General features: G+C 45.7%; 15 protein-coding genes and 2 pseudogenes. 13 read left to right on the forward strand and 4 right to left on the reverse strand.

Features of this window, described 5'->3' with window-relative positions; translation table 11 throughout:
* Positions 1–76: 76 nt before the first annotated feature.
* The 3 genes from ACUJFL_RS06625 (at position 77) to ACUJFL_RS06635 (ending at position 6,296) form a co-directional block, all read left to right on the forward strand.
* Positions 77–1,111, forward strand: coding sequence for an efflux RND transporter periplasmic adaptor subunit (locus ACUJFL_RS06625; RefSeq protein ID WP_445428777.1), 1,035 nt, complete (start codon positions 77–79; stop codon positions 1,109–1,111).
* Positions 1,108–4,197: an efflux RND transporter permease subunit gene (locus ACUJFL_RS06630; RefSeq protein ID WP_445428778.1), complete on the forward strand. Its 3,090-nt coding sequence runs from the start codon at positions 1,108–1,110 to the stop codon at positions 4,195–4,197. Before ACUJFL_RS06625 ends, ACUJFL_RS06630 begins: the two co-directional genes overlap by 4 nt.
* A 359-nt stretch (positions 4,198–4,556) precedes the next feature.
* Positions 4,557–6,296, forward strand: coding sequence for a PAS domain S-box protein (locus tag ACUJFL_RS06635; RefSeq protein WP_445428779.1), 1,740 nt, complete (start codon positions 4,557–4,559; stop codon positions 6,294–6,296).
* A gap of 157 nt (positions 6,297–6,453) precedes the next feature.
* Here ACUJFL_RS06635 and ACUJFL_RS06640 read toward each other — a convergent pair.
* Positions 6,454–6,639: pseudogene (locus tag ACUJFL_RS06640) on the reverse strand (porin); the annotation flags it as partial.
* A 538-nt stretch (positions 6,640–7,177) separates the two neighbouring features.
* On the opposite strand from ACUJFL_RS06640, the gene ACUJFL_RS06645 reads away from it, so the two are divergent.
* Together ACUJFL_RS06645 and ACUJFL_RS06650 are read left to right on the forward strand one after the other, a co-directional pair.
* Positions 7,178–8,851, forward strand: coding sequence for a Calx-beta domain-containing protein (locus ACUJFL_RS06645; protein WP_445428780.1), 1,674 nt, complete (start codon positions 7,178–7,180; stop codon positions 8,849–8,851).
* Positions 8,852–9,139: 288 nt separating this feature from the next.
* Positions 9,140–9,541 carry a hypothetical protein gene (locus ACUJFL_RS06650; RefSeq protein ID WP_445428781.1) on the forward strand — a complete coding sequence of 134 codons (402 nt, stop codon included), beginning with the start codon at positions 9,140–9,142 and terminating at the stop codon, positions 9,539–9,541.
* Here ACUJFL_RS06650 and ACUJFL_RS06655 read toward each other — a convergent pair.
* On the reverse strand, positions 9,525–10,343 hold the full coding sequence (locus tag ACUJFL_RS06655) for a zinc-dependent metalloprotease family protein (RefSeq protein ID WP_445428782.1): 819 nt from the start codon (positions 10,341–10,343) through the stop codon (positions 9,525–9,527). The two genes, ACUJFL_RS06650 and ACUJFL_RS06655, sit on opposite strands and share 17 nt — an antisense overlap.
* Before the next feature lie 269 nt (positions 10,344–10,612).
* Between ACUJFL_RS06655 and ACUJFL_RS06660 the strand changes: the two genes are divergently transcribed.
* A complete protein-coding gene (locus ACUJFL_RS06660; protein ID WP_445428783.1) occupies positions 10,613–11,251 on the forward strand; it encodes a DUF2959 domain-containing protein in 639 nt (212 codons plus the stop codon).
* Positions 11,252–11,289: 38 nt separating this feature from the next.
* Entirely contained in the window at positions 11,290–11,514 is a 225-nt protein-coding gene (locus ACUJFL_RS06665) for a hypothetical protein (RefSeq protein ID WP_445428784.1), read from the forward strand.
* Positions 11,515–11,660: 146 nt separating this feature from the next.
* Here the strand turns inward: ACUJFL_RS06665 and ACUJFL_RS06670 are convergent.
* Positions 11,661–12,258, reverse strand: a pseudogene (locus ACUJFL_RS06670) (response regulator transcription factor).
* Positions 12,255–13,331: a sensor histidine kinase gene (locus ACUJFL_RS06675; RefSeq protein ID WP_445428785.1), complete on the reverse strand. Its 1,077-nt coding sequence runs from the start codon at positions 13,329–13,331 to the stop codon at positions 12,255–12,257. Before ACUJFL_RS06675 ends, ACUJFL_RS06670 begins: the two are co-directional and overlap by 4 nt.
* A 191-nt stretch (positions 13,332–13,522) precedes the next feature.
* Here ACUJFL_RS06675 and ACUJFL_RS06680 point away from each other — a divergent pair, with 191 nt between their 5' ends.
* The 6 genes from ACUJFL_RS06680 (at position 13,523) to gcvH (ending at position 19,051) form a co-directional block, all read left to right on the forward strand.
* Positions 13,523–14,443 (forward strand): alpha/beta fold hydrolase, encoded by a 921-nt coding sequence (locus tag ACUJFL_RS06680; RefSeq protein ID WP_445428786.1) that lies wholly within the window; start codon positions 13,523–13,525, stop codon positions 14,441–14,443.
* Between the two features lie 8 nt (positions 14,444–14,451).
* Positions 14,452–15,366 (forward strand): ABC transporter ATP-binding protein, encoded by a 915-nt coding sequence (locus ACUJFL_RS06685; RefSeq protein ID WP_445428787.1) that lies wholly within the window; start codon positions 14,452–14,454, stop codon positions 15,364–15,366.
* Positions 15,363–16,091: an ABC transporter permease gene (locus tag ACUJFL_RS06690; protein ID WP_445428788.1), complete on the forward strand. Its 729-nt coding sequence runs from the start codon at positions 15,363–15,365 to the stop codon at positions 16,089–16,091. The genes ACUJFL_RS06685 and ACUJFL_RS06690 overlap by 4 nt, the downstream gene beginning before the upstream one ends.
* A gap of 192 nt (positions 16,092–16,283) precedes the next feature.
* Entirely contained in the window at positions 16,284–16,514 is a 231-nt protein-coding gene (locus ACUJFL_RS06695; protein WP_445426462.1) for a hypothetical protein, read from the forward strand.
* 1,010 nt (positions 16,515–17,524) lie between these two features.
* Positions 17,525–18,604 carry a glycine cleavage system aminomethyltransferase GcvT gene (gene gcvT / locus ACUJFL_RS06700; protein ID WP_445428789.1) on the forward strand — a complete coding sequence of 360 codons (1,080 nt, stop codon included), beginning with the start codon at positions 17,525–17,527 and terminating at the stop codon, positions 18,602–18,604.
* A 60-nt stretch (positions 18,605–18,664) separates the two neighbouring features.
* Entirely contained in the window at positions 18,665–19,051 is a 387-nt protein-coding gene (gcvH, locus tag ACUJFL_RS06705) for a glycine cleavage system protein GcvH (protein ID WP_226750726.1), read from the forward strand.
* Positions 19,052–19,076 lie beyond the last annotated feature (25 nt).

Raw genomic sequence — 19,076 nt, forward strand, 5'->3', positions numbered from 1 at the left:
TAAACAGCCTTTTTTGATCATCACCGTTAAAAAGTGCGTATCGTCTGGGTTAACTTAATTATGCAAAGGACTTCACATGACACTTTTTCGGCTAATTATAGTCAGTTTGGCTATTGTCTTTTTTAGCCCGGCACAGGCACAGCAAGCTAGGGGAGGGCAGGCTGCACAAGTTATTGTTATGCCATTGAGTTTCGAGCAGCAAAGCAGCCGCATCGAAGCGGTGGGTACAGCCGAGGCCTTGCGCTCAGTGGTGATTTATCCTGCTGTTGCCGATAAAGTCACCGCAGTAAATTTTTTACCCGGACAGTTCGTTGAACAGGGTGATGTGTTGCTGCAATTAGACGATCGCCGGCAACAAGTCGCCGTGGATCGTGCCACAATCCAATTAGCGGATGCCGAGCGCACCGTTAACCGTTTACAAGAAAGTCGCCAGCGAGGCGCTATCGCGCAAAGTGATTTAGATGACGCTATTACTAACCGCGACTTATTAAAAGTACAAATGGCCGAAGCCAAAACCAATCTTGAAGATCGAACGGTACGCGCACCCTTTAGCGGCGTAGTAGGGCTTACGGATGTCGAAGCGGGTGATCGCATCACCTTGCAAACTCCGATCACCACTTTAGATAATCGTGAACAATTACTGGTTAATTTTGTGGCGCCAGAAGCCGCCTTACCCATTTTATCGGCACAGGGTTCGGTGTCGTTACAGCCTTGGTTATCGCAAGGTGAAACGATAGCGGCGGTAATCAGCCAAGTGGATTCACGTATCGATACCGCCAATCGTAGCATTCGTGCCAGAGCCCTGCTTGATAACGCCCAAGACCAGTATCGGCCTGGTATGAGCTTTCGAGTGATTTTAGAGTTGAAGGGTGATAGCTACGCCGTGGTGCCAGAAGCCGCGCTACTGTGGGGAGCAACCAGCGCTTATGTCTGGCTCATGCAAGATAACAAAGCGGAGCGGGTTGATGTACAAATTATGCAGCGACTCAGCGGCCGTTTATTAGTCGCGGGCGCCTTAAACGCCGGTGATATGCTGATCGTTGAAGGCGTGCAGAGCTTACGCAATGGCCAGGCAGTAACCGCTGTTGCTACCGAGGGCAGTGTCTTATGAGCCAGCCGAATATCCAGAACGATTTACCGTCGTTATCGATCCGCCGTCCCGTGTTAATTGTGGTGTTAAATCTGCTGATTATCATCGCGGGTTTAGCGGCGTTGAATGCCATTGAAGTACGAGAATTGCCAGATGTTGACAGACCAATAGTGTCCGTAACGGCCGCTTACCCAGGCGGTTCGCCAGAAACCGTGGATACCGAAGTCACCAGTAAACTAGAAGGGGCAGTGGCACGGGTCAGTGGTGTTAAATCTATAAATGCCTCAAGCGAAGAGGGCAGCTCTCGTATTCGCGTTGAGTTTAGACCCGGTACTAATTTAGATGACGCCGCCAATGAAACGCGTGAAGCTGTCAGTCGAGTGCAGCGCGAATTACCGAATGGTGTGGAACGTTTAGCCATTATCAAAGCGGATAATGATGCGGAGTCGGTGGTGAGTTTAGCCGTGTCGAGTAAAACCTTGGATCTGGAAAGTTTAACCGAACGCGTTGAAACGGATTTAGCACCGATGTTTTTAAGCATTCCGGGTGTGGCTGATGTGCGCTTAAATGGCGACCGCGAACGCGTGCTGCGCGTTTTGCTCGATCCACTGCGTTTAACCAGTTTTAACTTATCGGTTACTGACGTGGCTGCAGCACTGCGCTTAGCGCCTTTTGATGTGCCTGCGGGCAGCATGAAATCCACCGATCAGCAGCTTATTGTGCGTGCAGATGCTACGTCGATTACTGCAGAGCAAATTGCCGATATTATTGTCAGTGGTAACACCCGAATTGGTGATGTGGCCACCGTGTATTTTGGCCCGGCAGATGCAGGCAGTTTAGTTCGGCTAGATGGTAAACCGGTGATTGGGTTAGGGGTGATCCGGCAGGCTCGCTCCAATACCATTGAGATCTCAGACGAAGTGTTAGCCATGGTGAAGCAACTGGAAAAGCGCTTCCCTGATTTAGAATTACAAGTGACCTCGGATGATGCCGAGTTTATCCGCAGCTCGGTGAAAGAAGTGTTGACCTCTTTGGTGCTGACCATCTTAATGGTTATTGCCACCTTGTGGCTGTTTATCGGCTCTGGCCGTGCCACCATCGTTCCGGCTTTGTCAATCCCTGTGTCGCTGATTGGGGCTTTAGCGGCCATTTGGTTAATGGGTTTTTCAATTAATATCTTAACCTTGCTTGCACTTGTTTTAGCCACGGGTTTAATTGTGGACGATGCCATCGTGGTAACCGAAAACATTCAGCGGCGCCGAGCTATGGGGTTGGGCGCGCGCGCTGCCGCCGTTATTGGCACGCGTGAAGTGTTCTTTGCTGTGGTGGCCACCACTGCTGTATTAGTGGCGGTGTTTGTGCCTATCGCTTTTTTACCTTCTACCGCTGGTCAGTTATTCCGCGAATTTGGTGGTGTTTTGGCTATCGCAGTGATTATTTCGTCTTTTGTGGCGTTATCACTGGTGCCCGCACTAACTGCGAGGTTGCCAATTAAATCAGGCGGTCAATCGCGTTTAGCGACGTTCGGTAACAACATTTTGCAGGGGTATCAACGCAGCTTACACTTTGCCTTAGATAAGGCATGGTGGGTATTTTTAGCCAGCGTGCTAGCTGCAACCGCCGCACTGACTGTGGTGAGTGTGCTGGATAACGAGCTGCTTCCCACAGAAGATCGCGGTAGCATCCGTGTTTTTGCCCGTGGCCCTGATGGTGTGGGCTTGAATTTTATGGATCGCCAAGCGGATAAAATGGAAGATATTTTGCTGCCTTATGTCAACGGTGGTGATATCGATTCTATTTATACGGTTGTCGGCCAGTGGGATCCTAACCTCACCTTCATTACGGTGCCATTAAAACACTGGGATGAGCGTAAGCGTTCACAACAAGAGATTATTAATAAGATCCGTGGGCCATTGGCTGCGATACCGGGTGCGCCAGCGCGGGCTTTTGGTTCAAACAGTTTGAATTTACGTGGCCAAGGCGGTGGGCTGGAATTAGCTTTAACTGGGCAAAGCTACGGTGAAATATTTGCTGCAGCCCAGGCTTTTGCTAATGTGATCCAGCAGCAAATCCCCGAACTGGGTATGCCACGTATTTCGTATCAACCGACCCAGCCTCAGCTTAGAGTGAACATTGACAGACGTCGGGCGCAAGAATTAGGTGTGCCGTTATCCGATATCGCTACCACCTTAAGAGTAGCGATTAATGGCGATGACTTAGCCGACTTAAATGTTGGCGATCAAGCTGTGCCGATTATCTTGCAAGCGCAAACTTCAAAAATAAATGATCCGTCTGATCTGGCCAATTTATATGTGGGTTCTCGGGATGGTGGCTTAGTGCCGTTATCAAGCTTGGCTTCTATTTCTGAAGAGGGCGTTGCCGCTGAGCTTGAACGCCAAGCGCAGCGTCGTGCTATTGAGCTTGATTTGGAGTTACCACCAGAATTGCCGCTGCAAGAAGCGGTAGCGCAGTTGCGTGAGTTGGCGGAGCAACATTTACCCGATAATATTGGCTTAATCTTTTTGGGTGAAGCACAAACGTTCGAGGAAACGGCCCGCGAAGTCACCATGACCTATGTGCTGGCTTTTGTCATCGTGTTGTTGGTATTAGCCGCGCAGTTTGAAAGTGTGAATAGTGCCGTAGTGGTCATGGCTACGGTTCCCTTTGGTATTGCCGCAGCGTTATTCGCGCTGTTTTTAACCGGCACCTCGATCAACATTTACTCGCAAATAGGCTTGGTGATGCTGATTGGCTTATTAGCGAAAAATGCCATTTTGTTGGTTGAGTTTGCTGATCAGTTGCGTGACCAAGGTCTTAATGTGCGCCAAGCGGTAGAGCGTGCGGCCAGTATTCGCTTACGCCCCATCACCATGACGCTGCTTTCTACTTTATTGGGTGCTTTACCCTTGATTTTATCTACCGGCGCGGGCGCTGAAGCGCGCAACGCCATTGGTTGGGTGGTCTTCGGTGGTTTAGGCATTGCCGTGTTATTCACGCTGTATTTGACACCAGTGTTGTACCTAGCCTTAGCACGTTTTGCCAAACCCAGAGCGGATGAAAACAAGCGCTTGAAAACCGAGCTAGAGCATGCGGAGCAATTTGAGTAACTGATGGGCTTTTACCTGTGCAGCTCAACTGATAAAGCTGCACAGGTTTTGCTTTTTCGCTTGATTACGCTGATAAGGTTAAGTTTGAAAAGTTAAATGGTGTCAAAGCAAAAACTTATGGAACAAATGAGATATGAATTAGAAGTGCTGCATTGAGGCAAAATTTAAGGCCTGATGCTATGTCAGTCGGCTATAAAGCCTTGTTGTTATAACTGACTAATTAGCCTAAGCATTATTTTCATCCCCTTTTAGTAACAGCTGCTAAACTAAAAATGTTCAAATTATTTTGCCCTTGATAAATTGTTTTTTCTACACCTTAAATTTAACTATCGTATTATTTCAGTGCTTAGGATAATCATATGTTTAATTTTACAACCTCAGCTGCAGAACAAGCGTTAAAGCAAGCCATTATTGCTATTGTTACCATTGACGAGAAAAATAATATTACTTTTTATAATGCGGCTGCACAGAAGCTTTGGGGCTATGAACCAAACGAAGTGCTGGGCAAAAACATCAGAATATTAGTCCCGCAAGAACATAAATCAAACCATGATTCTTACGTCAATCATCATCGCACCACAGACCAAAATAAAATTGTGGGTAGCTCGCGAGAAGTCGAGCTAGAAACAAAAGCCGGTAAGCGGATTTGGGTTCAGCTTTCTTTGTCACAAGTGATGGTTGGTGGTAAAAAACATTACACCGCTTTTGTCAGAGATGTCAGTGCCGAGCGTGAGGCTCGTCTAACGGTCGAGCAAATACTTGAACAAGCCTTAGACGCTGTTGTGTCAATTGATGAGAACAATAATATTACCTTTTATAATTCTGCTGCTGAAAAGTTGTGGGGATATCAACGTGCTGAAGTTCTTGGGCAAAACGTCAGAATGTTGGTGCCGCAAGCCATTCAATCTAGACATGATGATTTTGTAAACGCTAACCGAAAAACGGGTCAGGATAAAATTGTTGGCACGAGCCGAGAAGTAGAAATTTTTCGTAAAGATGGCAGCACTTTATGGGGAAGCCTATCCCTGTCGAGAGTTAAATTAGGCGGCCGCACCTTATACACGGCTTTTTTACGTGATGTAACCGAAGAAGTAGAAAAAAGAGAGATGCAGCGAATGTTTTCTCTTGTCGCAAATGAGACAGATAATGCGGTAATTATCAGTGATGCTGATGGCCTCATTGAATACGTTAACAATGGCTTTGTGCGATTGACTGGTTATACCTTAGCGGAAGTGAAAGGCAAAAAACCTGGAAAGGTTTTGCAAGGTAAAGAAACCAATCCAGAGACTATCAACACCATTAGAAAGCACTTGCGCGAACGCACGCCATTTTACGATGAAGTTTTGAATTATAGAAAAGATGGTAAGCCATACTGGACGTCATTATCGATTAACCCTGTAATCATCGATGGCGTGTTAGTGAATTTTATCGCCGTTCAGGCTGATATTACTAAAGTGAAACAAATGGCGTTAGATTTTACCAACAGACTTAATGCTATTGGTGAAGCGCTTTGTATTATGGAGATTACGCCACAAGGTGAATTGATTGAGGCAAATCATTTACTCACTGACACATTAAAAGGCCTAATGTCAGTGTCAGAATTTGCACCACATGTTTTTAAAGCGTTAAGCCAAGAAGAACAAGCCGCACTTGAAAATGAAGGTTATGTTTCGAAACTATTTGAAGTAGGTCATGGTAGTAACTTTAAAGCATTTGATGCACGGATGTGTGTATTACGCAGTTTTTCGGGTGAGATAGGGCGTTTGGTCTTTTTTGCTATAGATGTCAGTATCCGCAAAAGAGCTGTTAATGAAACACAAGTTTCTATGGAGAGCTTGGTTAAAACCAGTCAAACCATCAGTAATATTGTTGCTACTATCAATGGTATTTCTGAGCAAACCAATCTATTGGCTTTAAATGCAGCAATTGAAGCGGCTCGTGCTGGTGAGGTAGGGCGTGGTTTCGCCGTTGTTGCCGATGAAGTAAGAAACTTGGCGGGGAACTCAAAAGATTCATCTAATGAAATTAAGGTATTAGTTAAAGATACGGTTCAAAAAATTGAACATGTTGCAAAATTAATCAAGCAAATCGACAGTTGATACCCTGCAAAATGCAAACAATACTGATGTGGTGAGGTGCTTGCACTTACTTAGGAAGGTCTTGAAAGTTGAATTGTTAATAGCAAATCTCTTTAAAACTGATGGGCCTTTGAAAGAAAATGCTGCGCTCAAGCAAAATTCAAGAACGTGTGCTGCTTTAAAAGTTTAGCTGGGCTCGTAACGAAATGGCGTTACCAAAGCCCAGCGCTTTAACTTTTTTGATAGACTTAGCGTTTAAGATATTCGCCATCAGCTTAATGTTTTTACTGGGGTAATAACGTAAACCAAAAGAATATACTGCGGCGCGGCTTTGTTCTTGTGTCAGGTTAAATCTGCTGATGCCTGCCGTTAGCTCTCAGTCGTTTTTGCTACTGATGCCACTAAGGCTGCCATTTTTATACTTTCTGTTTTGTCCCGAGAGTCATTCGCTCGTCTCAAAATATCCCCCACTATATTGATACTGCTGTGCAGAAGTGCTGTTGATGTCAGTTTGTTGCCACTCAGCCAGAAGCATAAAACCTTTGTGTTGCCTAAGCATATCTATACCGATTAAAGGTTTGGTTATGCCAAGCGCGCTCTGAAGTCGCTGCGTTCAAAACACGATTAACGCCTTTTGCTCGTGCGATGAGCTATACTTTATTTTTTAACTCTCTGCCGAGATTTCATCACAGCTACGCTCTTGTTTTATCGCTCAAATGGCTGTTGGTCATTCTTTGTTTGATCCGATGCAGTAGGGGTTAGCGTTTTATAAATAGGCTTGAGCCGTCGCCTTGAAAAAACGGCATAGTTGTACAAGTTGAGTATGACGCATCTGTTAAGGAGCAGGTTCGCTGAGCGACCACGTTTCCTTCTGTGAATAAACAACTTAGGAAACGTATTTTATGCTAAAGACCCTCAGTTTTTCGCTGTTAGCGCTATCGTCAGTTATGGCTTTTGCCGAGTCTTATCCTGATCGTACACTTGATGTTAATGCGCCACCCCTGTTATTGCAGTCAAACGGCTTTACTTATCCGGCGCAGACACATTTAGAATCGGAAGCTCTAGTGCATGATGTGGTGTTTTTCTACTCAAACGACATGCTGGATTACTTTCAGAATGATGTTGAGCAGCTGCTTGCTTATGTCGAAGGGGCGGTGAAGATTAATAATGATAGTTTTCGTCGTCAAGATATTCCATTGCGCCGCAGAATTGCGGGGGTGGTGGCGATACCCGCTGATTTAGTTTACGACGATAAAGCGGAGCGCGATGAACGGATTACTAATTTACGCAGTGTGTATTTCAACAGAACCTATGATTTTAGTTTTTACTACGATACCTCTTATGTCGTGGCACTTAACCGTTATTACCCGGATATTGTCGCCTCTATTGGTTTGGCTGAAGTAAGCGGTAAATATTCTTGGGTCTCTCCGGTTGGGCTCGGTTTAGCTGACCGTACCTTAGCGCACGAGCTAGGGCACAACGATGGTTTTATTCATGATACCGAAAGTTATAATAGTTACACCACGGCTGAGCGCACGCTTTTAGCTGCGCCATTCGCTCGTGGTAGCACCTGTGGTAACTTTGACAGTATTATGAAAAGTGCTAATGGTAATCGCAGCGAAGGTTTTTTTTCATCGCCTTTAGTAAGCAACAGCCAAGGCGTAGCTTGTGGGGTAAATGAAGAAGCGGATGCCGCACGAGCTTATAAAGAAGCCATTGTCAGTCTGATCCCAAATCGTCAGCGCCCCTTCACCAACAATAAACCTGCAAAAGCTGCCTCTGGCACTGTTGCTTTATCGCTGCCGAGTGCAGTGATCACTGAAGGGCAAACCTTAATCGTTGAAGTAAACTGGTCGGGTGCGGCATTAGGTGATGTTGTGCAGTTAATTACGCGCAAAGCTACTGCGGATCTCACCGATTTTCAGTCAACGCTTCAAAGTGTCTACTTTGATGGCAGCAACACCACAAGCCAAGTGAGCGTAGCAACCTTCCAAGATACGGTGTTTGAGCAAGATGAGGTGTTCGTTGTAGAGCTGATCCATCCTTATGGCGTGAGTATTGCCAGCAATGCCACATCGCAAACCGTGACAATAACCTCAGATGACATGGGTAATCCCGGTGTGATTAACTTTTCACAAAACACGTTGCAGTTATCTGAAGGTGAGAATGCCAATTTAACGCTTAATCGTACAAATGGTGCGGATGGTCAAATTAGCGTTACGGTGTTGGCTGAAGCTGGCAGTGCCACTGCTGACGATTTTACCCCAATAAACCGTGAAGTGGTGTTTGCCAATGGTGAGCTGAGTAAAACCATTAATGTTGCGGCCTCAGCCGATTTGCTTGCCGAACCTGCTGAAACTTTAACCGTGCGCTTAACGGGCAACAGCCAAGTGATTGGCACCAATAATAGTGTCAGTGTCACTATTAACGCCTCTAGTGCTCCAGCATCGGGTGGCAACGCCGAAAGTAACAGCAGTTCAGGCGGCGGTAGCAGTAACCTGTCGGCACTTTGGTTGTTAGTGTTAGTGGCGCTGCGTCGGCGCTTTGCTAATACCCCTCACGGGGGAAGGGCTTAAAAATGGTATTGTGAAGCCGTAATACGTTTCAAAACGAATATGCAGCTGTGTTGGGAAATTAAAGGCGTTACGCCAAAGTTTAAGGGCGCTTTCAACGTTTGATAGGGAGCAGATGGCCAGTGAAGCCGTTTAAGTTAACTTCCAAAACTCGCTATTTTCTGCTCTGAGAAAACTGAATTTTTTAAATGTGTTATGCAGTTTTGCTATCAAATTAAGCTCGTTAAGCTCGTTAAGCTCGCAAAGCTTTTATCGATAGCGCTTAAGCATAAAATTCATACGAGAGAATTAATGAAAGTACCTTACCTATTGAGAGCACTACTTTTTGTTATTATTGTATTTAATGGGAATAGTGCAGCTGATGAGCTTTATCTAACAATCGAAGAGCGCGAACAGCAGGCTGTTTTAGTTGTGAGTGCTGAGGTTGTTAGTTTAGTACCGCTAAAGTTTTCAGAAGATTTGTACGAGCGAAAGGTCGCTATTCTTGCAATTCAAAATATCAGCAAAGGCAATTCGAACGCTGAATTTATATTAGTGTCAGTGGGTTATTATTGGCCTTATGGGATGTTGAATAGCCAAGATATTAACGTTGAGGTAGGTATGAAAGGTACTTGGTTTCTTACTAAAGAAATAGAAACGGGGCTATTTAAATTAAATAGCCCAAGTGATGTGGTGATTAACCCATTAAACTAGCTTGATTATTTTTCTTTCTTAATTGGAAAAACAGCATTAAGCAGGCAGATAAAAACAAGATTATTGCAGGGGGTTCTGATACCGCTGCTGATCTTTCACCTAAGTTATTGACTAAAATTCCCATATTCTCATAGCTAAAGGCTCTATCTTTTAACCTTTCGCTATTAGGCATATTAGAGGGGGCCGCTCCAGTTGCCATTAAGCCCCATGCTGATTCGCCTGGGTTAGGTTGCGCTAGCGTTGGATGAACTAATCCTAAGCCATGCCCAATTTCATGTGATAAGGTTCCTGCAATCGCATTAACGGCTTCGTTAGTATCCCAAGAGAAACCTGCATTAATGGTAAGGGCAGAAAAAATGTTATTAGAAAAGATCGACCCAAAAATAGTGTTTGGCGCAATTGTTGAGCGAGAAACACAGATATAACATGCTACGCCGAGCCCATTGTATGGGCCAGAAAGACGAGAACCCACTTGAATAGTATAGTGGTTCGGATCGATAGCGGATACATCGTCAGTGACAGCTGCTTTTATAAAATCAATATTTAATTGTTTATCGTTGCTGATAAAGCCATAAAGACTACTATTGTAAAAATCATTTCGAACGGCTGTCATGATGGCATCCGTTAATGAATTAAAGGTGCTTGCTGCGAATCCTGCTTGGGTAACGTCGAAAGCAGATGTGGTGTTTCCCCACATATCAGTCGAGGTAGAGGTAAAATCAACTTTTATTAGTAATGCATTAGCCGAATAACTGGTCATCGCGAATAAAAAAAGAGCTAAAAAGCTTACCTTTTTTAACATAAATCCATCCCGCTGTTTAAATTGTTGTACTCAGAATTAAACTATAGCCTAAAACAGCTGTTCATTGACCTTTTTCTTTCATTAAGGGGGGAAAATTAAAAGCATTAGGCCTTGTAAGATGCAGCGTAAAGCTTAATACGTTTCAAAACGAATATGCAGCTGCGTAGGGAAATTAAAAGCGTTATGCCAAAGTAAGCAGACTTAAGATTTGTTCAAATCACGTTTAGTGGTTATTATCAGTTGTCTGGTTTTTGCAAAGGACTGATCTTATGCGTTATCTATGGTTAATTTTGCTCATTTTCTTTACTTTAACGGGCTGTCAAAGCGCCTATTATTCGGCGATGGAAAAGGTCGGCGTACATAAGCGCGATATTTTAGTTGATCGGGTAGAAGAAGCGCAGCAATCGCAGCAAGAGGCGCAGCAACAGTTTAAGTCAGCGCTAGAACAGTTCAGCAGCTTAATAAAGTTCGATGGTGGCGACTTACAGCGTATGTATGAAGCGACCGACAGCGAGTTTCAGGCCTGTAGCAAAGCCGCCGCAGAGGTAAGTGGCCGCATCGACAGTATCGAATCGGTAGCCGATGCCTTATTTGACGAGTGGCAAGATGAGCTGGATCTTTACAGCAACGATAAACTGAAACGCAACAGTGCGCTTAAGCTGGCTGCCACGAAACGCCAGTACACCAGTTTACTGAAAACCATGCGCCGCGCCGAAGACAGCATGCAGCCTGTGCTGGCGTCACTGCAAGATAACACTCTGTATTTAAAGCATAACCTAAACGCCAAAGCGATTGGGGCGTTAAAAGGTGAGTTTAATTCCATTCAAAAAGACATTAACCAACTGATTGCTGAGATGAATACCGCAATTAAACAAAGCGAACAGTTTGTGGCAGCGTTAAAACAATAAATTCAACAACAGTAAATATCATTCGTCAGGAGTACGTTATGGCAGGTCAGGGCTCAGGTGGCAACGTTATCGCCGCCTTGTGTAATGTGTTTATCCCCGGGTTAGGGCAGCTGGTCCAAGGCCGTATTTTAGCGGCTATTGTGTTTTTTGTTATTTGTGCTGTGGGTTATGCCACCTTTTGGTTGGTGATACCGGCTATTATCGCTGCCATAGCGCACTTATGGTCAATAATTGATGCGGCTAAGTTTCGTCCCATGCTTTAAGGGTTTTTAGTCATTTTAACCAAGATTCATTTAAACACGCGGCCAATGATACCGCGTGTAATGGCTTAACTTATGACCTTTTGAGTTTTGTTGTCTTTAGCAGTGTCAGACTGCATCCCGCCCTTAAGTTTTGCGTGATAACCTTATTACAACCACCCTTTATGTCGCGCAATGCGCGCTGCGTCAATACGGTTACTGGCGTTCAGTTTACTAATGGCTTCAGATAAGTAATTACGGGCAGTGCCTTCGGCGATATACAATGCTGCGGCAATCTCACTGGTGCTTAGCCCCTCAGTCGCTAAGCGCAAAGCTTGGCGCTCTTTTTTCGCTCAACGGATCTTGATCGCCTAACGAGTTTAACAACAATTCACTGTCTATGACCCGTTTGCCTGCCATCACTTGCGATATAGCGTTGACCAATTCTGCGACCGGCGCGTCTTTCAATAAAAAACCACCCACGCCTGCGTCAATAGCGCGCTTCACATAGCCAGCACGGCCAAAGGTAGTAATAATCACGACTTTGGTGGCTAATTTTTGTTGTTGAACATATTGCGCTAGTTCAATCCCGGTATGACCTGGCATTTCTATATCGCTTAACAGCAAATCAAACCTTTGTTTTTTTAACAGTGCGAGCGCGGTATTGCCGTCAGCAGCTTCGGTTACCGAATAGTCAGCTTCCAGTTGCAGCAGGGTCGCCAATGCCGTGCGCACCATGGCCTGATCTTCAGCCAGTAAAATATTCATAGGTTGTTCTCCCTAAGCGGCAGCTCAATTAAAGCCGTTACGCCCTCGTGTTGTTGCAAACGTAAGCTGGCGCCCACTGCGGCTAAACGCTGTCGTAGCCCTTGTAAGCCATTGCCTTCCTTAAGATTGCTGGCTTTGCCATTGTCTGTCACTTCTACTTTAAGGCAATCAGATTGCTGGCTAAAGCTGATTTGACAGCGATCGGCTTTACTGTGGCGCATGACATTGGTGACTAGCTCAGTTAAGGCCAGTAGCATGGTGGTTTCACGTCGTTTATCCAGCACCGGGATCGTGCCAACCAGTTCGGCTTTACAGCCTGCATCGCGCAGGCGTGCCAATAATTTAGTGACTTCTGCGGCTAAGCCCTGATGCTTATACCCTGACACGCTTTGCCTAACCTGGCTTAAGGCATCGCGGGCGATCTGGCTTAACTCCATAAGATGTTGCTGCGCTTCAGCCGTTTTTTGATGCGATAGCAACTTTTCGGCTAAATCGGCTTTTAAAACAATACTGGATAAGGTGTGACCAAGAATGTCGTGTAAATCACGACCAATGCGTTCGCGCTCGACCATGGCAGCAAGTTGTTTAATTTCGTCTTCGCTTTTATGTTCGGCCAGGCGGTGCCGCAGTTTGGCTTGTTCGGCGCGGCCAAGTAGGCTTACCGCCAACACGATGGGCACACCCATAATCAAAAATAGCGGCCATGCAATGCCTAAGCTGATATCCAACACCACCAAAAGCGCTACCAACATACTCATTAGCAGCAAATAAGGTTTTAACGCGTAGGCATAACCAATAAAAAAGCCGGCATAAGCAAACATGGCAATGGAGCCTTCGTTAATAGGGGTAATCAGGCTCGCAATGAGTACTATACCGGTTATTGGCCAGTGTAATTGCTGCCGTTTGCAGCGATAGGCAGCAAAATAACAAGCTAAAAACAGCAGCAATGCCAGTGCCATACTAAGGTATTGCCAAAGTGCAAAGCGCACCGTGAAAAGCGGGATAATGTAAAACACCAGATTAATCAGGTAAATCCAACTAAGTTTACTCTCTAACTTTTCATCAAGTGCCATTGGCTTGTCCTCATTATTCTGATGGTTCAGTCTAATCAGGAAGCGGTAGGCAGCGCCAGTGACAAAGGTCATATTACGCGATGGCATTTGTCACCCATTATTGCTGACAAGCGTTACCTGTGCAGTTTGCTGTCATCTCCTACACTGCCTTCATCAACAATACACACCTAAAAATTGATGAGGTACACACGATGAAACCATTAAACACCACGCTCTGTCATTGGGTTTTGGCTTTAAGTTTGGCTGGCAGTTTGCTCAGCTTACCTATTCAAGCAAAGCAAGCCGTTACACCCAACACGCTGCCTGCTAAAGCGCAGCAAGCTTGCGTTTGTTTTGAGGCAAAGGTGATTGGGCAGGGGCCAGCGATTATTTTAATTCCAGGGCTGGCGTCATCTGGCGAGGTTTGGCAAAGCACGGTGGAAGCACTGAAGGCCGATTATCAGTTGCATATTTTGACTTTAGCCGGCTTTGCAGGGGTAAAACCCATACCCACCCAGCAGTGGGGTGATGGTTACCTTGCGCTGCAACAGCAAGCGTTATTACGTTACATCCGCGAACAGCAACTTCATAAACCTATCGTTATTGGGCATTCGCTAGGCGGTTATTTAGCGCTGGCATTAGCGGTAACTGCACCATCAGAAATTGGCGGCGTGGTCAATGTTGATGGCTTACCGGCTCTGGGCGCACTTTTTGCGAAGCCGATGAGCAGTGCAGCAACACGCGAAGACACCGTACCTATTAACGGTGGTTTTGACCCAATGGCAATGGCAAAAAGTATGGCTACAAGCCAGGATTGGCAGCAGCGTATTGTTAAAGACATGTTTCGTTCAGATGGGCAAACCTCTGGTCGGGTATTTGCCGAGCTCATGCAGGCCGATTTGCGGCCACAGCTAGTCAATATTAAGGTGCCCGTTCTGACTATCGGTGCACTGCAAAATGGGTCGCCCAATAGTACTCCCGAGCAAGTAAAAGCAAATTATCAAGCACAGTTAGCAAATGCACCGACACAATTTCACCGCTTTGCTTTTGCTAACGAGTCTAAGCATTTTGTCATGGCGGATGCGCCGGTGTGGCTTAACCAGCAAATTCAGCAATTTTTAGCGGCGCAGTAGGAGGTTATATGACGATAGCTTCTCAGCCCGTGTTACAGGTTAATCATCTTTATAAACGCTATGGACGAACCCATGCTTTGCAAGGGGTAAGTCTTGAGGTGGCAGCAGGGGAAGTATTAGCCATTTTAGGGCCAAATGGTGCGGGTAAAACCACCCTTATTGCTGCCATTTTAGGGTTACTTCGCACAGACAGTGGCAGTATTAGCATATTTAGCGAGCTGCAACAATCCAATACCCGCGAGGCTGCGGTGAAGCAGCGGCTAGGTGTCATGATGCAAATTGGTTCGGCCAGCGCCAACCTAACGGTGGCCGAGCAATGTGATTTATTCAGCAGTTATTACACGAACAGTAAAACCGTGACGGAGTTGTTAGCTATCGCCGGCTTAACCGAACAAGCGGATCAGCGTTTTAGCCGTTTATCAGGTGGGCAAAAGCAACGCTTGCTGTTTGCGCTGGCGCTAGCGGGTAAACCCGATTTACTGTTTTTGGACGAGCCTACTTTAGGCATGGATGTAGAAGCCAGGCGTGCACTGTGGCAGCAAATTGCTTCACTAAAAGCGGCAGGCGTAGCCGTGGTTTTGACCACGCATTATTTAGAAGAAGCCGAGCACTTAGCTGATCGTATAGCCGTGTTGCAGTGCGGTAAGATCATTGGGCTCGGTAGTCCAGCACAACTTACCGCGCAAATCAGTGGCAAACAGATTTTTTGCACCAGCGCCTTAACTAAAGCGCAGCTGTTAGCTCTGCCAGGCGTACTGAAGCTGGAACAACAGCATGAACGTTTTTGCATTGTGAGCCAGGCGGTTGAACGTACTGTGCTGGCGCTGTTACAAGCTGATGCCAGTGTTGGTAATTTAGAAATAAAATCCGTGGCTTTAGAGCAAGCCTTTTTACAACTCACCCATACACAGGAGGCGCTATGAGCAGTTTAACTTTGTATTACAAAGAAGCCCGCTACGATTTATTGAGTATTGTGCGTACACCGGCCTTTGTATTTCCGGCATTGGCTTTTCCGCTGATGTTTTATCTGTTTTTTGGTGTGTTTTTTCGAAGTGGCGGCGGGGCGGATTACCTGCTAGTGACTTACAGCTGCTTCGGTATTATGGGCCCGGCCATGTTTAATTTTGCCGCCGGGATCGCCAGCGATCGCGCCCACGGCTGGCTAACGCTCAAGCAATTATCACCTATGCCGTTTAGTGCCTATTTGTTGGGTAAGCTAAGTACTAGTTTGGTATTTTCTGTGGTGATTTTAGCGTTGTTATTTAGCACAGGTGCTGGGCTTGGCGACGTGGTGTTAAGTTACGGGCAATGGCTGTTATTAGCGATAACGATATTAGTAGGCACGCTGCCTTTTGCCTTGCTGGGGCTATTATTAGGTTTAAGCCTGTCTGATAAGGCTGCACCGGGTGTGGTTAACCTTATTTATTTGCCCATGGCGTTTTTATCGGGGTTGTGGCTGCCGTTGTTTCTGTTTCCTGATTGGCTACAACAACTTGCTTGGTTATGGCCCAGTTTTCATTTGTCGCAGTTGGGTTTAAAAGTCATTGCGCAAGATCTAGGGTTTAGCTGGTTCAGTCATCTTGGTGCGTTGTTGTTAATGTCAGTGCTGCTGGCTCTGGCTTGTGCAAGGCGGTTTAGGCAGATGTAATTTGGTATTGGTGTTATTTTAATTTCTTTTTACCTTAGCGTGAATTTCGGTAGAAGATCGACATTAAAAACGATTGCTAATTTAGCGTTCAGCAGTAAGCTTAATTTGAATTGAAAATTGTTTTAGTCAGGTTATCAACTTAGACAATAACGGTGAGTTTAGCTTGTTTAAAAAAAGAAGGGAGTAAAGCCAATGCAGCAATCTATAACACGACTTACTTCACTGCTATTGCTGTTTACGCTCGCTGGTTGCAGTAATAAAGCGGTCTATCAGAATTTGCAGCTTAATAAAAAGCAGCAATGTCAGCAATTACCGGTCAGCCAATATGATGAGTGTATGCGGAGTATCCCTCTCACTTACGAAGAGTATGAGCGGGAACGACAGGAAGTGCTGAAAAAGAGTAAAAAGACCAAAGATGAGTAGTTAATCGCTGATCTTAACCCAGCAGTATCAAGCTGGGTTTATTGCACCTAGCCTACAGTGTCAGATACCGAGCACTCCCAAGTTCTCAGAGTTTAAAGTTTTTCGCCGTGGGCGAGATACTTTCTTTTGCGTCGCCAAATGAAAGTATCCAAAGAAAATGCGACCCCACTTCCGCTCGAAAGCCCGACTGCTCATGCGCTGTCCAAGGCGAAAACGTAACTCGCGCGGCGCTACCGTCGCCGCACTCAAACACCCGTTTTCTTAAAACCTTGGCCAACGATGTTCATTCGGCTCGCTCTAAGGGGAATAAAAGCCAGAACGGTAATCGTTTAGCGAGACCCTTCTGCCAGAATTGGCCCATCTCAAGTATCGTGAATTGTTGGTCAATCCATGTCGTGTTTTTTACAAGTAGGATAATGAAAGAGTGTTTTCCTAATAGGAAACCCATTATTTCTAAAGGGTAACCTCGTTATTTGTCAGAGGAGGTGGTTTAAGGCTGACAACAAAGAGCCAACTATTAAAGTGGGCTTTAACTTTTAAACGACTTATTTAACCCCATTAAACGACTTATTTCATGGGATTACTTGAACAGCGATTAAGCAGCGTTGTATAGCTACTATCTAAGAACACATTAAAATTTTTAGATGATTGATCAATTAACACTGCAACGAGCTTATTGTTGGTTAAATCAATCTGAGCAAATGCAATATAGTTTATTTAATCCCGCTACAAGCCGCTAGCTGCAACAGGCTCACGCATTTGGACGGCGGCTCAGTGAGCCTAGATCTCACACTAGTCATAAATTTCGCCTTAGATTTTTTGGTAAGTGGGTTTGATTCATTACAAAAAGTAATCCAAATTGGGCTGTTTACCCAAGGGGCCTTGCGGTATAATCCAGCAGTATTTTTTAGTCCAAGCTGCAGGCTTATTGCGTAACAGGCTGAAATTTAAGGCCTTTTGCTGCGATGGTTTTTCTGCTGCTGACCCTCACACTAAGTAGGAAAAAAATAATGGCTCAAAAAACCGTGTTACACGCCAGCCACCTCGCTGCCGGTGCCAAGATGGTCGATTTCTTTGGCTGGGATATGCCGATAAACTACGGCTCACAGATCGAAGAACACCACGCTGTGCGTCAAGACGCTGGCATGTTTGATGTGTCGCACATGACCATCGTTGACATAACCGGTGCCAACACGCGTCAATTCCTGCGTTATTTAGTCGCCAATGATGTCGCCAAATTAACCGTGCCAGGTAAAGCCTTATACACCGGTATGTTGAATGCAGACGGTGGTGTGATTGACGATTTAATCGTGTATTTCCTGCAAGAAGACTTCTTCCGTTTAGTGGTTAATTCGGCCACCCGCGAAAAAGATCTGGCGCACATCAATGCGCAAGCTAAAGCCTTCAACGTGACCGTAACAGAGCGTCCAGAATTCGCGATGATTGCCGTACAAGGCCCAAATGCTAAAGCTAAAGTCGCCACCTTATTAAATGAAAGCCAACTGGCTGCCGTTGCCGGCATGAAGCCCTTCTTTGGTGTGCAAGCAGGCGATTTATTTATTGCGACCACCGGTTACACTGGCGAAGACGGTTATGAAATTGCCCTGCCAAACGAGCAAGCCGCCGATCTATGGCAGCGTTTAGTGGATGCGGGTGTAAAACCCTGTGGTTTAGGTGCACGTGATACGTTACGTTTAGAAGCCGGCATGAACTTATATGGCCAAGATATGGATGAAAGCGTATCGCCATTAGCCGCTAACATGGGTTGGACTATCGCCTGGGAACCGGCTGAGCGTGACTTTATTGGTCGTGCAGCGCTTACGCAAGCTAAAGCGGCAGGTACTGAGAAGCTGGTGGGGTTAGTGATGGAACAAAAAGGCGTATTACGTCATGGTCAGCGCGTAGTTACCCCAGCAGGCGAGGGCGTGATTACTTCAGGTACTTTTTCACCTACACTAGGTTTTAGTATTGCGATGGCGCGTGTACCGGCTGCGACTACCGATACGGCTGAAGTGGATATTCGTGGCAAAATGGTTGCGGTTAAAGTGATCAAGCCGGCCTTTGTCCGCGCAGGAAAGAAACTCGTTTAAGCCGCAAACTGCGTGCTAATTTACACCGAACTACAACATAAAACAGCTAAGGAAAATAACATGAGCAACATCCCTGCGAATTTAAAATATGCATCTAGTCACGAATGGCTGCGAGCAGACGGTGACGGTGTTTACACTGTAGGTATTACTGAGCATGCTCAAGATCTGTTAGGTGATATGGTGTTTGTTGAATTACCAGAAGTGGGTGACACCGTAGAACAAGGCGGAGATTGCGCTGTTGCTGAATCGGTTAAAGCCGCTTCTGACATCTACGCCCCTGTAGCCGGTGAAGTGATTGCGGTTAACGAAGCCTTAGCGGACTCACCAGAATTGGTAAACAGTAGCCCATACGCTGAGGGTTGGATGTTTAAAATTAAGATTGCTGACGAAGCCCAATTAGCCAGTTTGTTAGACGCTGCGGGTTACCAGAGCGCTATCGAAGAGTAATATCGGCTGTTTTAGCTGTTGGCCA

This window comes from Alishewanella sp. HL-SH05 (assembly GCF_052655985.1).

What these genes read in the sequence shown, in the direction of transcription:
- ACUJFL_RS06630 (WP_445428778.1), top strand. Translation starts at nt 1,108, where the DNA reads ATGAGCCAGCCGAATATCCAGAACGATTTACCGTCGTTATCGATCCGC.
- ACUJFL_RS06650 (WP_445428781.1), top strand. Translation starts at nt 9,140, where the DNA reads ATGAAAGTACCTTACCTATTGAGAGCACTACTTTTTGTTATTATTGTA.
- ACUJFL_RS06675 (WP_445428785.1), bottom strand. Translation starts at nt 13,331, where the DNA reads ATGGCACTTGATGAAAAGTTAGAGAGTAAACTTAGTTGGATTTACCTG.
- ACUJFL_RS06665 (WP_445428784.1), top strand. Translation starts at nt 11,290, where the DNA reads ATGGCAGGTCAGGGCTCAGGTGGCAACGTTATCGCCGCCTTGTGTAAT.
- ACUJFL_RS06695 (WP_445426462.1), top strand. Translation starts at nt 16,284, where the DNA reads ATGCAGCAATCTATAACACGACTTACTTCACTGCTATTGCTGTTTACG.
- ACUJFL_RS06660 (WP_445428783.1), top strand. Translation starts at nt 10,613, where the DNA reads ATGCGTTATCTATGGTTAATTTTGCTCATTTTCTTTACTTTAACGGGC.
- ACUJFL_RS06685 (WP_445428787.1), top strand. Translation starts at nt 14,452, where the DNA reads ATGACGATAGCTTCTCAGCCCGTGTTACAGGTTAATCATCTTTATAAA.
- ACUJFL_RS06680 (WP_445428786.1), top strand. Translation starts at nt 13,523, where the DNA reads ATGAAACCATTAAACACCACGCTCTGTCATTGGGTTTTGGCTTTAAGT.
- ACUJFL_RS06635 (WP_445428779.1), top strand. Translation starts at nt 4,557, where the DNA reads ATGTTTAATTTTACAACCTCAGCTGCAGAACAAGCGTTAAAGCAAGCC.
- gcvH (WP_226750726.1), top strand. Translation starts at nt 18,665, where the DNA reads ATGAGCAACATCCCTGCGAATTTAAAATATGCATCTAGTCACGAATGG.
- ACUJFL_RS06625 (WP_445428777.1), top strand. Translation starts at nt 77, where the DNA reads ATGACACTTTTTCGGCTAATTATAGTCAGTTTGGCTATTGTCTTTTTT.
- ACUJFL_RS06690 (WP_445428788.1), top strand. Translation starts at nt 15,363, where the DNA reads ATGAGCAGTTTAACTTTGTATTACAAAGAAGCCCGCTACGATTTATTG.
- ACUJFL_RS06645 (WP_445428780.1), top strand. Translation starts at nt 7,178, where the DNA reads ATGCTAAAGACCCTCAGTTTTTCGCTGTTAGCGCTATCGTCAGTTATG.
- gcvT (WP_445428789.1), top strand. Translation starts at nt 17,525, where the DNA reads ATGGCTCAAAAAACCGTGTTACACGCCAGCCACCTCGCTGCCGGTGCC.
- ACUJFL_RS06655 (WP_445428782.1), bottom strand. Translation starts at nt 10,343, where the DNA reads ATGTTAAAAAAGGTAAGCTTTTTAGCTCTTTTTTTATTCGCGATGACC.